Origin of the sequence: Streptomyces sp. NPDC048603, from assembly GCF_043199475.1 — a bacterium.
Taxonomy (GTDB): Bacteria; Actinomycetota; Actinomycetes; order Streptomycetales; family Streptomycetaceae; genus Streptomyces.
In genome coordinates this window covers 182,803-195,409 of record NZ_JBICVY010000006.1, presented here as the reverse complement: position 1 = coordinate 195,409, position 12,607 = coordinate 182,803, and the positions used below count along the sequence as shown (strand labels likewise).

The following is a 12,607-nucleotide window of genomic DNA, read 5'->3' as shown; positions in this document are numbered from 1 at the left end:
CTTGACCGCCTCCGCCCGCTAGAAGAACGTCCGGATGCAGTCGGTGACCGTCCCGTCGGGCTCGACCACGGGGATCAGCGGCCACTTCTCGAAGATGGTGCACGGGTGGGCCATGCCGAGCGCCACCCAGTCGCCGACCTCCAGGCCGGTGCCCTCCTCCGTGTCCAGCCAGGCGTGCTGGTCGGACAGTTTGGCGACGGTGATGCCGGTGCCGGGCCGCTCCCGCCCGTCGGCCCCGCGCACCGCCAGCACCTGCGGCAGCCCCAGGTCGTAGGCGATGTCCCGCTTGCCGGCGTTCACGAAGGCCTGGCCGGGGGTGGGGCGGGAGACGACCTGGGTCCACAGCCGGAAGGCGGGCTGCAGGCCGCCCTCCTCGGGGATCCGGTCCTTGAAGGGGGTCAGGCCCGAGTACCAGCCGTGGTCGTGCGAGAGGTACGCGCCGGAGCGCAGCAGCTTCAGGACCGGCAGGGACAGCTCCGGGACGGCCGAGAACACGTCCGCGACCACGTCGAACCACTCGCTGCCGCCCGCACTGACGATGATCTCGGGCAGGTCCCGCCCGGCGAACAGGCCCGCCTTGTCGAAGTCGGCGGCGAGAGCCACCAGCCGCTCCATCCAGGCCCGGACCGTGGTCGCGTCGGCGCCCGGCATGGTCGCCTCGTAGCCGGCCACCCCGGACAGCCGGAGGGTGTCCGTCGCGACGACCGCGGCGGCGATCTCGTGGCACTCGGCCTCGGTCCGCACCCCGGTGCGGCCCTCCGCGCCGGCGCCGAGCTCGACCACCACGTCCACCCGCCGCTCGGTGTGCCCGCGCAGGGCGGCGTCCATCAGCTCGACCCCGCGCACGGAGTCCACGTAGCAGACGAAGCGGAAGTCGGGGTCGGCGGCGAGCTCCGCGGCGACCCAGCGGAGGGCCGGCGCGTCGACGAGCTCGTTGGCGAGGAAGATCTTCTCGATGCCGAAGGCGCGGCAGACCCGGGCCTGGTGGGGCATGGCGACGGTAATGCCCAGCGCGCCGAGCTCGATCTGCCGCTCGAACAGCTGCGGGGCCATGCAGGTCTTGCCGTGCGGGGCGAATCCGAGGCCGTGGCGCTCGCAGAAGGCGGCGAGCGCGGCCAGGTTGTGCTCCAGCGCCTCGGCGTCGAGGGTCAGCACGGGGGTGGTGAACCCGCCGCCGTACAGGCTGCGCCGCTCGGCGGCCAGCTGCCCGACGGTGAGCCCGGCGGCCTGGGCGTCCGGCGGCAGGCCCTTGAACCGGTGGTCGACCGGTTCGTCGGCGAGCCGTCGTGTCGCTTCGCTGCCCATGAGTGCCCTCCTGAGGTGCCGCCCTCCGGGCGGGGGTGGCGGCCCGGGGGCAGCGGTTGTTTCCGGTGCCGGTGCAAGCTGTCTAACATCCGGCTGACACCCGGTCAACGTCCGGCTCTGCTGCCCCAGGACTGGCGCTGCCCCGACCCCGGCCACAAACCCAGGAGAGAGCGCATGAGTGAGAAGACGGCCATCAGCCCCGCCACCCACCCGGCCCCGCCCGCCCGGTTCTCGCACGGTGTGCGCAAGGGGAACATCCTCCAGGTCGCCGGCCAGGTCGGCTACCTCCCCGCGGCCGAGGGGCAGCCGCCCACCGTCGCCGGCCCCACCCTGCGCGAGCAGACCCTCCGGACCCTGGAGAACGTCCGCTCCGTCCTGGAGGCCGGCGGCGCGGGCTGGGACGACGTGGTGATGATCCGCGTCTACCTCACGGACACCGCGCACTTCGCCGAGATGAACGAGATCTACAACGCGTACTTCGAGGAGCACCTCAAGGAGTTCCCGGAGGCGCCGTCCGCCCGCACCACCGTCTACGTCGGCCTGCCCGCCGGCCTGCTGGTCGAGATCGACGCCCTGGCCGTCCTGGGCTGAGCATGCCGGAGGGCGCCCCTCCAGGAGGAGGGGCGCCCCGGCCGGCCATCGGATCAGCCGCGCGTCACCTGTCGCGGGCCACGTGTCGCGCGTCAGGTGCAGTACTGCGCTTCCTTGCCGATCGAGCGGTACATGCAGTCCGCGTTCTCCAGCAGCTGCAGCACCGCGTCGCGGTTCCGGCTGGTCTCGCGCTCGATCACCTCGTCGGGCGGGTAGAAGCCGCCGCCGCCCGAGCCGGCCGGATACATCTCGAAGGTGTAGCCGAAGATCTTCTGGTTGCCCCACAGCCAGTCGTCGATCGTCCCGTCCGTGATGTACAGGTCGCTCGACTGCTCGGCGGTGTAGCCGTTGCTGGCGGCCATCTTCTGGCCGACCGCCTTGAAGGCGCCCAGGTCGTCCGCCGTCAGGCCGGGCGCGGTGTCGTTGTACGTCCACCCGTACGGCCACAGCACCAGCTCGCTGTACGTGTGGAAGTCGATGGCGGCCGTGATCTGCTGCTTGCCGCCGACCACCCGGCTGCGGACGAAGTCCGAGACCGCCTTCACCTCGGGCGCCGACTCGGCGGCCGGCCCGCGGTAGGTCTCGGAGCTCCTGCTGCCGCTGGAGCCGCCGCAGCAGCCCCACTTGTAGTTCCAGTTGCGGTTCTCGTCGGTGCCGACGTACGAGGAGCCCGAGTTCGGCTGCCGGTTCTTGCGCCAGGACCGGTAGGAGCCGGTGGCGATGTCGTACTCGCCGCCGTCCGGGTTGAGGTCCGGGATGATCCAGATCTCGCGGCCGTTGACCATGTTGGTGATCCGCGAGTCGGTCCCGTAGTCCTCGCCGAACTCGCGCAGCAGGTACAGGGCCATCTCGACGGTCAGGTGCTCGCGGGCGTGCTGGTGGTGGGTGAAGAGGACCTCGGGCTCGTTCTCGTCGGTCCCCACGTTGTCGCTGATCTTGATCGCGACGAGGTCGCGGCCCTGGTACGACTTGCCGATCACGCGCTTGCTCATGATGTTCGGGTACTGCGCGATCCGCTGGTCGATCTCGGCGCTCATCTCCCCGTAGTTGTGGTAGCGGGAGTCGGCCGAGGGGAAGTCCATGGGGCTCGCGGCGACGCCGGGGATGGAGCGGTCCGGGGGGCCGGCCAGAGCTTCCAGTTTGTAGCCGAGCGAGCGCAGCTTCTTCGCCTGCATGGTGTCGGCGCTCACCACCACCGTGTGGTCGTCGACCTCGTCGATCGAGACGCCGTGGCGGAGCAGCGCGGTCCGGTCGGCCGGGGTGGACGGGCCGTGGATCCGGTACTGGACGATCGCCTCGTCCTGGGTGGCGGTGGACGGTGTCGGGGGTGCCGAGGCCGTCGCGCTCATGCCGTAGGCGGGTGCGCCGAGCGCGAGCGCCAGCAGGGCCGCCGTGAAGACGGACCTCCGGCGGGTGTGTAGCCGCATGCGATCTCCTGGGTCGGGAGCGTGGGGGTAGCCGTGCGGACGCGCACAGCGTGCGCTCATGACATGGACCGGTCAAGTGCCACAACCGGCCACCCCCACACATGCCCGCTATCCGGAAACCACACCGAGCCCGGGGCGCACTACCCCCGTGCGGGCGAAGCCGCCTGACGCGGTGTCGGCAGCAGCGACGGCAGTGGTCGCTACGGCAGGCCGTGGACCTTCGGCGCGACCGCGTTCGACCAGGCGTTCCCCGCCTTGGCGTCCCAGTTCGTCGACCAGGTCATCGCTCCGCGCAGCGCCGGGTAGGTCTTCGAGGGCTTGAACGATCCGCAGTTCGTGCCCCGGGCCAGGCAGTCCAGCGCGTTGTTCACCACGCCCGGCGCCACGTAGCCACTGCCCGCCCCGCTCGGCGAGGCCGGCAGGCCCAGGCCCACCTGCGAGGGGTCGAGCCCGCCCTCCAGCTGGATGCAGGCCAGCGCGGTCAGGAAGTCCACGGAGCCCTGCGAGTACACCTTGCCGTCGCAGCCCAGCATGGAGCCGCTGTTGTAGTACTGCATGTTGACGACGGTGAGGATGTCCTTGATGTTCAGCGCCGTCCGGAAGTACGCGTTCGAGGTCGACTGCATGTCGATGGTCTGCGGGGCCATGGTGATGACCAGCGAGGGCCCGGCCTTCTGCGACAGCGAACGCAGCGCCTGCGTCATGTAGGTCGCGTTGAGCCCGTTCTCCAGGTCGATGTCGATCCCGTTGAAGCCGTACTCCTGCATCAGCGCGTACGCCGAGTTGGCCAGGTTGTTCGCGGAGGCGGAGTCGTTGACCGTGATGGTCCCCTTCTCCCCGCCGACCGAGAGGATGACCGACTTCCCGGCCGCCTTCTTCGCCGCGACGTCCGCCTTGAACTGCGCGACCGTGTAGCCGCCGAGTCCGGCCGAGTCCAGGTTGAAGGTGATCGCGCCCGGCGTGGTGGTCGCGTCGGCGAAGGACACCGCGATGATGTCGTACGCGTTCGGCACGTCCGAGATCCTCTGGACGGTCGCGCCGTTGTCGAAGTTCTGCCAGTAGCCGGTCACCGCGTGCCGCGGCACGGACGGGTTGCCCGGGTCCGGGTTGCCGCCGCCCGTCGTGGTGCCGCTGACCGGCGCGGACTTCGGCCCTTCACCCGCCTGGTTGTAGGCGCTCACCTGGAAGGAGTACGTGGTGGCCCGGCTGAGCCCGGTGATCTGCGTGGTGGTCCCGGTGACCGTGGCCACCCGGCTGCCGTCCTTGTACACGTGGTAGCCGTCGGCTCCGCCGACCGCGTTCCACGAAAGGGTGAGCGCGTTCTCCGACTGGCCGGAAACCGCGAGTCCGGCCGGTGCGCCCGGCACCGAGGGGCCGGGACCGGTGCCCCCGCCGCCGTCCGGCCCGAACACGCTGAACTCGTCCACGTGGAAGGCCGGCTGCCCGTACCAGCCGTGCGTGTAGACGGTCACCTGGGTGGTGTTCGCCCCGGTGGTGAAGGTGGTGGACAGCTTCTGCCAGCCGCCGCCCGAGCCCGGGGTCCAGGTGGAGACGTCCTGGGTCCCGGTGCCGGTCGCGCCGAGGTACACGTAGGACCCCTGGACCTGCGCGCTCAGCGTGTACGTCGAGTTCGGCTTGACCTTGACGGTCTGGCTGCAGCGGGCGTTGTCCTGTCCGGCCGGGGTGGCCTTCAGGGCCCCGGCCCCGGCGGAGGTGGGGGAGGAGACGGCGGCGCCGCTGCCGCCGGAGCAGGCCCAGTCGGCGAGGCCCGACTCGAAGCCTCCGTTGCGGACGTTGTTCACGTCGGCGGCCTGCGCGGTGCCGGTCACGAAGGCGGTCAGACCGGTCGCGGTGAGGGTGGCGGCGCCCAGGAGGGCGAGGGAGCGTATGCGGTTCACGAGGGCTCCGTGGGGGGAGGGGAGGGGAGGGGAAGCGGCGGTGCGGGGAACAAGTGGGGGATCCCGCAGCCGAGTTGCCCCAGGGCTGCCCCGGGGCTGCTCCAGGGTTGGTCCAGACCAATCCTGCTGTCAAGAGTCCGCGCAAAGTGGCCGGAAACGATCGGTAACGGCTTCCCGGATGTCCGGATTTCCGGTCACCTGTGACATGTGCTCCCGGCATGGGAATCCTCAAGACCCTGCCTGACCGGCGGTGACGCGGTTATGGTGCTGCGCAGGAGGGATGGGGGCACCGCCGGCGGCAGCTGGGGGAGCGTCGGCCGTCGCGTTCGCGCAGTGCGGTGCGTGTACGGGGACGTGCCGCCGGACGCGCCCGCGGGCCAGGGGAACAGGGGGATTCGCGTGCCGACCGCCATCGCCGTCACCAGCGCCGACCTGGTGCTGCCCGCCCCCGACCGGCACACCCCGCCGGCCGCCGTCCTGCACCCGCCCGACCGGCAGGACCTGGAACGCGCCCTCACCGACACCGCCGCCCTGCTGGACCGGCACGGACACCTGCTGGTCCTCCTCCCCGACTGGCTGCCCGCCCCCGCCGCCCGCCGGCTGCACACCGTCCGCGCCATCCTGGAATCCGACCGGATCGCGCTGCTCCCGGTCGATCTGCCGCCGCTCGGCACCGCCCTGCTGGCCCGTCAGCTCAGCCAGCTCACCGTCTGCGACTTCAGCCCCGGCGTCATCGCCTCCGCCGCCCGGCTGCTCTCCCACTACATCTACGCGGGCGCCGTCCTCGGCACCGTCTCCCGGCTCGACCGGGTCCCCGTCGACCTCAAGGCGCACGCCCGCTCCTGGTCGCCCAGCGCCCAGTTCACCGTACTGGCCAACCCCAGACCCCACCTGGCCCGGCTCGGCCCCGGCGCCGAACTGCCACCGGGACCCGGCTTCGCCACCCACCTCGCCTTCGCCCGCGGCAAACTCACCGGGGACTGGCCGGCCGCCGAACTCGGCCCCGCCTGGCAGGTCCAGGGCGTCATGGAACACCCCCTGCCCGCGGACTCACCCGCCTGGTGGGGCACCCCCAAGCTGATCGAGTTCGCCGCGGCCATCCCCGACATCGGCGTCCTCTACCAGCTCGTCGCCTCCGTCCGCCGCGAGGAGTGCCGCTGGTGCGGCCTCGAACTCATCGGCGACCGCTGCGGCTTCTGCGCCACCCCGATCCCGTCGGCGGCCGCATCGGCAGCATCGGCCGAAGCGGCCCCGTCGACGGCCCGGCCCTGACCGCAGCACCGTCCAGCCCTGACCGCTCCAGCCTGATCGCTCCAGCCCCTGATCCGTTCCGAACGACGAGGTCCCACGGCCCATGAACTCACGCCAGCGCCGCGGCGTCATCCTGCTGCTCCTCTCCGTCCTGTGCGCGATCGGCGCGTTCGCCGGAGTGGCCGCGGTGATCGGCGACGTCAACTCCAAGGTCGGGCCCGAGGTGGAGGCGTACCGCGTGAAGGCCGACATAGCTCCGCACACCGCACTCGACGCCGGGAAGTTCGAGAAGGTCACCATCCCCGAGCGCTGGCGCCCCGCCACCGCCGTCACCGACCTGGGCACGGTCACCGGAAAGATCACCCTCACCACCCTCAGGAAGGGCTCCCTCCTCCAGGCGGACATGTTCGTCGACCGCCCGCGGCTGCAGCCCGGCGAGCAGGAGATCGCCATCATGATCGACGCCTCCACCGGGGTCGCCGGCAAGGTCCGCTCCGGAGACAAGGTCAACATCCTCGGCACCTTCAAGGGCAAGAAGGCCACCGACCCCGACCGCTCCGTGATCATGGTGTCGAACGCCCGGGTCATCGACGTCGGCCGGCTCACCCCGGTGGAGAAGTCCGGCGACCGCAAGGGCACCGGCACCGTCGACGCCGTCCCGATCACCTTCGCCGTGAACGCCAAGGACGCCCAGCGCGTCGCGTTCTCCGAGTCCTTCGCCGAGCACGTCCGCCTCGCCCTGGTCGCCCCCGGCACCGAATCGGCACCCCCGGGCGCCGACCGCTGGTACACCCTCGACGGGGACAAGTGAGGCCGGCATGACCGTCACCCGAATCCTCCCGGCCACCGGGGACCCCGACGCCGCCCGTACGGCCGTCACCTTGATCGGCCAGCTCCCCTCCGTGGAGCCGGCCCGCCCGGTCGCCGACTCCTCCACCCTCCTCGACGTCCTGTCGGGCCTGGCCGCCGAGTCCGTCGACCACCTCCCCGAGGTGGTCCTGGTCCACGAGCGGATCGGCCCGCTCCCCGCCCTCGAACTCATCCGCGAGATCGCCCTCCGCTTCCCCGCCGTGGGCGTCGTCCTGGCCACCTCCGACACCGGCCCCGGCCTGTTCTCGGCGGCGATGGACGCCGGCGCCCGCGGCCTGGTCGGACTGCCCCTCTCCTACGACGAACTGGCCGCGCGCATCCAGGCCGTGGCCCAGTGGGCGACGGGCGTACGCCGCCACCTCGGCGGGGCCGGAGGCCCCGGCGGCGGCGCGGCCGGGGACCGCTTCACCGGCCGCGGCACCGGCCGCGTCGCCACCGTCACCGGAGCCAAGGGCGGGGTCGGCACCACCCTCTGCGCCGTCCAGTTCGCCCTGGCCGCGGCCGCGGCGGGCCGCCGCACGGCCCTGGTGGACCTCGACCTCCAGGCCGGCGACGTCGGCTCCTACCTGGACGTCCAGTTCCGCCGCTCGGTCGTCGACCTGGCCGGCATCCAGGACATCTCCCCGCGCGTCCTGGCCGACGCCGTCTACGAACACCCCACCGGCCTGGCCCTGCTCCTGGCCCCGGCGGACGGCGAACGCGGCGAGGAGGTCGATGAACGCACCACCCGCCTGGTCCTGACCGCCCTCCGCCACCGCTACGAACTCGTGGTCGTGGACTGCGGCACCCAGATGACGGGCGCCAACGCGACCGCCGTGGAACTGGCGGACGTGGCGGCCCTGGTGGTGACCCCGGACGTGGTCGCGGTCCGCGCCGCCAAGCGCATGGTCCGCATGTGGGAACGCCTCCAGGTCCGCAAACCGGAGGACACCACCATGCTGGTCAACCGCTGGACCCGCCACACGGAGATAAACCCCTCCCTCATCGAGAAGATCACCCGCACCCGCCCGACCCGCACCCCCGTCCCGGCGAACTACAAGGAACTGGCCCCCGTCCTGGACGCGGGCCGAGTCCAGGACCTGGACGCCAAGTCCTCGGTCAAACAAGCCCTGTGGAAACTCGCCGCCGAACTGGACCTCCTCCGAGCGGCCCCCGACGAGAACGCCGCAACACCCGCCCCGAGCGGCGCCCTGGCCCTCCGCACCCCGGGCCCGGTATCCCGCCTCCGCTCCCGCCGCGGCAACCGGGAGGGCTGACCCATGCGCCGGGCGGCCGACAGAGACCGGGGCCAGGTGGCGATCGAGTTCGCCGGCATGCTCCCCCTGATCCTGCTCCTCATCGCAGCGGTCTGGGAGTGCGTCCTGATCGGCTACGCCTTCTCCCTGGCAGGCAACGCGGCGGACGAGGGCGCCCGCGCGGGCGCCGTCGAGGGTGACGGAGCCTGCGCCTCCGCCGTGATGGAGCACGTGGGCGGCGCCTGGGGCGCCACCTCGTCCTGCGGACCCGAGTCGGCGGGCGTCTACCGGGCCAAGGTCACCCTCACGATCCCGGTCCTCGTCCCGGGCCTGAACACGGGCCTGACCGTCGAAGGCGAAGCCGGCGCAGCGATGGAGAGGAAGGTCCCCTGACATGCATCGGCATCCGGTCCCGCCGACGTTCGATGCCCGGCGCTCCGAGAACGGAGCCCCCATCTCCTCCGGGGCGCAGCCCCGTCGTGTCCTGGGGCGGAGCTCCGAGTCGGAGGCAGAGCCGCACGCGGATCGGGGGCGCAGCCCCGAAGGGGCCGGGGCGGAGCCCGGCCGGGGCACGGGGCGCAGCCCCGAGGGGTTCGCGGCGGAGCCGCGCCGGGGTTCGGGGCGGAGCCCCGCGGGGTCCGGGGCTCAGCCCCGTCGTGTCCTGGGGTGGAGCCCCGAACCGGGGCCGGAGCCTCGCCGGGGACGGGGGCGGAGCCCCGTGGGGTCCGGGGCGGAGCCCCGAGGGGGGCTGGGGCGCAGCCCCAGTTTCGGGAAGGGGCGGGGAGGGGACATGGCCCCGCAGGGACCCACCCCGGCCAACGCCGACCACGCCAAAAGCCCGCGCCAGGCCCGAGCCCGGGACCGAGGCCAAGTCGCCCTGGAGTACATCGGCTTCCTGCCGATCCTCCTCCTCGTCGGCCTCGCCGGCATCCAGCTCGGCTGGACCGCGTACTGCGAACAACAAGCGGAGACCGCCGCCCGCACCGCCGCCCGCGTCGCCGCCCGTACGGACGAGAACCCCGAAGCCGCAGGCATCGCAGCCGGCCAGGCAGCCGTCCGCGAAAGCATCCGCGGGGCCACCGAGGTGAACGTCAGCGCCGGCGACGACGTCACCACGGCCACCGTCCGCATCACGGTGAGGTCGATCATCCCCGGCCTCGACATCGAACGACGCGAACGAACAGCCATCATGCCCAGCGACCGGAAGAGGACCTGACCCATGAACCGCGTACCGGGGCGTCGCGCCCCAGCACACCAGCGCGGGCACGGGCGGCGGCCCGCTCCCACCCGCCAAAGCGAGAGGCGCAACGCATGAGCCTTCGCAGCCGCGTCAACACCCCCGACGACCCCCACACCCCCCGCCCCGGCGAGGACGGCCGACTCGTCTCCTCCTACCGCGCCAAGCTCCTGGAGGAGATCGACCTCGCCGAGATGTCCGCGCTCGCGCCCGCCGAACGCCGCGCCCGCCTCGAACGCGTCCTCGGCCACCTCATCAGCCGCGAGGGCCCGGTCCTCTCCACCACCGAACGCACCGCGCTCATCCGCCGCGTCGTCGACGAAGCCCTCGGCCTCGGCGTGCTCGAACCCCTCCTCGAAGACCCCACCATCTCCGAGATCATGGTCAACGGCCCCGACCACATCTACGTCGAGCGCGCCGGCCGCGTCGAACAGCTCCCGCTCCGCTTCGCCTCGCACGAGCAGCTCATGCAGACCATCGAGCGCATCGTCTCCGCCGTCAACCGCCGCGTCGACGAGGCCAACCCCATGGTCGACGCCCGCCTCCCCACCGGCGAACGCGTCAACGTCATCATCCCGCCGCTCTCCCTCACCGGCGCCACCCTCACCATCCGCCGGTTCCCGCGCGCCTTCACCCTCCCCGAGCTGATCGCCCTCGGCACCCTCGACGAGCAGATGCTCCTGCTCCTCTCCGGCCTCGTCCAGGCCAAGACGAACGTGATCGTCTCCGGCGCCACCGGCACCGGCAAGACCACCCTCCTCAACGCCCTCTCCGCCCTCATCCCCGACGGCGAGCGCATCATCACCATCGAGGACTCCGCCGAGCTCCAGCTCCAGCAGCCCCACGTCATCCGGCTCGAATCCCGCCCCCCGAACGTCGAGGGCAAGGGCCGCATCACCATCCGCGACCTCGTCCGCAACAGCCTCCGCATGCGCCCCGACCGCATCATCGTCGGCGAGGTCCGCGGCGGCGAGACCCTCGACATGCTCCAGGCCATGTCCACCGGCCACGACGGCTCGCTCGCCACTGTGCACGCCAACAGCGCCGAGGACGCCCTGATGCGGCTCCAGACCCTCGCCTCCATGTCGGAGGTGGAGGTCCCCTTCGAAGCCCTCCAGGACCAGATCAACAGCGCGGTCAACATCGTCGTCCAGCTCACCCGGTTCGCCGACGGCACCCGCCGCATCACCGAGATCTCCGTCCTCGACTCGCACGGCCGCGAACCGTTCCGGATCACCACCGTCTGCCGGTTCGCCGCCCAGCCAGTCGCCGCCGACGGCCGCGTGTACGGCTACTTCCAGTACTTCCCCCTCCCGCGCCGCATCGCCGAACGCCTCTACATGCACAACCAGCCGATTCCGCCGACCTTCGGAGTCGCCGCCACCGACGACCAGCTCACCACCCGGATCTCCCTTTGACTCCTCCGTGCCCTGTGGGGCAGGGATTCCTAGCTCACTTCGCCTGGCGCCTAGCAGGTGGCAGGACTTACAAGATCAGCACTAGCCGGGTTGAGACCTGCCGGGATGAGCATCACCTGTGCGGAGTTCTTGTCCCTAGGGGAGACGACTCCGCAGGCGGTGCACGTATAGGTCCTTTCGGAGAGGGGGAGTGCGTGCTTGGCTCTCGCTCCGCAGTGCGCACAGTCCATCGTGGTGTGCGGGGGGTGTACCAGGTGCACGGCCCGGCCGTGCTTGCGGCCCATCTCGACCAGAGCCGTCTTCGTCGCCGTAATGGCGGCGTCTGCCGCCTTGCGGGCCATGGTCGTTTTGGCGAGGAACTTGGGCCGGAAGTCCTCTACCGCAAGCGCGTCATGGTCGCGTACGACGCGCTTGGCCCACTTGCGGGCCGTTTCCTGCCTCTGGCGGGCGACCTGCTTGTAGACCTTCGCGCGCAGGTGCTTGGCGTGCCGGTAGCCCTTCGACCCGGGCTTGCCCTTCGCGGGTCTGCGTCGGGCCATCATCCGGTCGTACCGGGTCAGCCGCTCCTGGGCCCTCTTCCCGTGCTGGGCGTGCGGGAGGTCGTGGGCGTCGGAGGTGGTGGTGGCGGTCTCCTTCACACCCCAGTCGATGCCGATCACCCGGCCGGTGGACGGGAGCGGCTGTCCCTCCGTGGGCACGACGAAGGAGGCGTACCAGTGGCCGAGGGTGTCTCGGTAGACACGCACCGAGGATGGTGCCGCAGGCAGTTCACGGGACCACACCACCGTGATCGCGATCTCGCCCGCCAGGTGCAAACGGCCGTCCCTCAGCCGGAATCCACGCCGGGTGTAATTCAGGCTCGGGTCGGTCTCGCGCTTCCTCTTCCACTTGGGCATCCCGGCCCGTCGCGCCATCGGCAGACGGTCCTTGATGACCCTGAGCGCCTTGGTCCGGGCCTTGGCGAAGTCCCGGATGACCTGCTGCTGAGGAACCGAAGAGCCTTCCCGCAGCCATGCGTTCGCAGCCCGCTCCCTGGTCAGCATCTTGTCCAGCGAGGCGGGCCCGCACGTCAGCCCGTCTTCTGGGTGCGCCTTGTTGCGCTCGTGGACGGCCTTGGACTTGGCGACGCACTCGTTCCAGATCCACCGACACCGCGACCACTCGGCTTCCAGCCGAGCGAGCGCGGTGGACGACACGCGCAGCCGGTAGGTGTACCGGGCATGCCCGGACCCGCCCTCGGCTGTCACTGCTGTCGTCACCCCTGGAGCGTGGCACACCCCACTGACAACGCACCTAGCAGGAAAGAAGAGATGAGCAGAGAACCGCGCGGCTCCGCGGCTCCGGGCCACGGAACCATTCCTCCCCGGCCCGAAGG

11 protein-coding genes are annotated in these 12,607 nt (G+C 71.5%); 7 read left to right on the top strand and 4 right to left on the bottom strand.

The window, feature by feature from the left end; translation table 11 throughout:
- Positions 1 to 18 precede the first annotated feature (18 nt).
- Entirely contained in the window at positions 19 to 1,305 is a 1,287-nt protein-coding gene (locus ACGFQ9_RS16485; RefSeq protein WP_393574484.1) for an alanine racemase, read from the bottom strand.
- Between the two features lie 174 nt (positions 1,306 to 1,479).
- Between ACGFQ9_RS16485 and ACGFQ9_RS16480 the strand changes: the two genes are divergently transcribed.
- Positions 1,480 to 1,896, top strand: coding sequence for a RidA family protein (locus tag ACGFQ9_RS16480; protein ID WP_393574483.1), 417 nt, complete (start codon positions 1,480 to 1,482; stop codon positions 1,894 to 1,896).
- Between the two features lie 92 nt (positions 1,897 to 1,988).
- Here ACGFQ9_RS16480 and ACGFQ9_RS16475 read toward each other — a convergent pair whose 3' ends face one another.
- Entirely contained in the window at positions 1,989 to 3,323 is a 1,335-nt protein-coding gene (locus ACGFQ9_RS16475) for a M14 family metallopeptidase (RefSeq protein WP_393574482.1), read from the bottom strand.
- Positions 3,324 to 3,523: 200 nt separating this feature from the next.
- The gene (locus ACGFQ9_RS16470; protein ID WP_393574481.1) at positions 3,524 to 5,221 is read right to left on the bottom strand and encodes a chitinase; all 1,698 of its coding nucleotides are present in this window, start codon (positions 5,219 to 5,221) and stop codon (positions 3,524 to 3,526) included.
- A gap of 399 nt (positions 5,222 to 5,620) precedes the next feature.
- Here ACGFQ9_RS16470 and ACGFQ9_RS16465 point away from each other — a divergent pair, with 399 nt between their 5' ends.
- The 6 genes from ACGFQ9_RS16465 to ACGFQ9_RS16440 all read left to right on the top strand — a co-directional run bounded on the left by ACGFQ9_RS16465 (position 5,621) and on the right by ACGFQ9_RS16440 (position 11,232).
- Positions 5,621 to 6,493: a hypothetical protein gene (locus ACGFQ9_RS16465; protein ID WP_393574480.1), complete on the top strand. Its 873-nt coding sequence runs from the start codon at positions 5,621 to 5,623 to the stop codon at positions 6,491 to 6,493.
- Positions 6,494 to 6,575: 82 nt separating this feature from the next.
- On the top strand, positions 6,576 to 7,283 hold the full coding sequence (gene cpaB / locus ACGFQ9_RS16460; protein WP_393574479.1) for a Flp pilus assembly protein CpaB: 708 nt from the start codon (positions 6,576 to 6,578) through the stop codon (positions 7,281 to 7,283).
- A 7-nt stretch (positions 7,284 to 7,290) separates the two neighbouring features.
- The gene (locus ACGFQ9_RS16455; RefSeq protein ID WP_393574478.1) at positions 7,291 to 8,598 is read left to right on the top strand and encodes a CpaE family protein; all 1,308 of its coding nucleotides are present in this window, start codon (positions 7,291 to 7,293) and stop codon (positions 8,596 to 8,598) included.
- A gap of 3 nt (positions 8,599 to 8,601) precedes the next feature.
- Positions 8,602 to 8,970 (top strand): TadE/TadG family type IV pilus assembly protein, encoded by a 369-nt coding sequence (locus tag ACGFQ9_RS16450; protein ID WP_393574477.1) that lies wholly within the window; start codon positions 8,602 to 8,604, stop codon positions 8,968 to 8,970.
- Positions 8,971 to 9,367: 397 nt separating this feature from the next.
- Positions 9,368 to 9,793, top strand: coding sequence for a TadE/TadG family type IV pilus assembly protein (locus ACGFQ9_RS16445; protein WP_393574476.1), 426 nt, complete (start codon positions 9,368 to 9,370; stop codon positions 9,791 to 9,793).
- A 95-nt stretch (positions 9,794 to 9,888) separates the two neighbouring features.
- The gene (locus tag ACGFQ9_RS16440) at positions 9,889 to 11,232 is read left to right on the top strand and encodes a CpaF family protein (RefSeq protein WP_393574475.1); all 1,344 of its coding nucleotides are present in this window, start codon (positions 9,889 to 9,891) and stop codon (positions 11,230 to 11,232) included.
- A gap of 50 nt (positions 11,233 to 11,282) precedes the next feature.
- Here ACGFQ9_RS16440 and ACGFQ9_RS16435 read toward each other — a convergent pair whose 3' ends face one another.
- On the bottom strand, positions 11,283 to 12,491 hold the full coding sequence (locus tag ACGFQ9_RS16435) for an RNA-guided endonuclease InsQ/TnpB family protein (RefSeq protein ID WP_393574474.1): 1,209 nt from the start codon (positions 12,489 to 12,491) through the stop codon (positions 11,283 to 11,285).
- Positions 12,492 to 12,607: the final 116 nt, after the last annotated feature.

Excerpts from the sequence above, each read along its gene's own strand:
- ACGFQ9_RS16485 (WP_393574484.1), bottom strand. The coding sequence starts at position 1,305 with ATGGGCAGCGAAGCGACACGACGGCTCGCCGACGAACCGGTCGACCAC.
- ACGFQ9_RS16480 (WP_393574483.1), top strand. The coding sequence starts at position 1,480 with ATGAGTGAGAAGACGGCCATCAGCCCCGCCACCCACCCGGCCCCGCCC.
- ACGFQ9_RS16475 (WP_393574482.1), bottom strand. The coding sequence starts at position 3,323 with ATGCGGCTACACACCCGCCGGAGGTCCGTCTTCACGGCGGCCCTGCTG.
- cpaB (WP_393574479.1), top strand. The coding sequence starts at position 6,576 with ATGAACTCACGCCAGCGCCGCGGCGTCATCCTGCTGCTCCTCTCCGTC.
- ACGFQ9_RS16455 (WP_393574478.1), top strand. The coding sequence starts at position 7,291 with ATGACCGTCACCCGAATCCTCCCGGCCACCGGGGACCCCGACGCCGCC.
- ACGFQ9_RS16450 (WP_393574477.1), top strand. The coding sequence starts at position 8,602 with ATGCGCCGGGCGGCCGACAGAGACCGGGGCCAGGTGGCGATCGAGTTC.
- ACGFQ9_RS16445 (WP_393574476.1), top strand. The coding sequence starts at position 9,368 with ATGGCCCCGCAGGGACCCACCCCGGCCAACGCCGACCACGCCAAAAGC.
- ACGFQ9_RS16440 (WP_393574475.1), top strand. The coding sequence starts at position 9,889 with ATGAGCCTTCGCAGCCGCGTCAACACCCCCGACGACCCCCACACCCCC.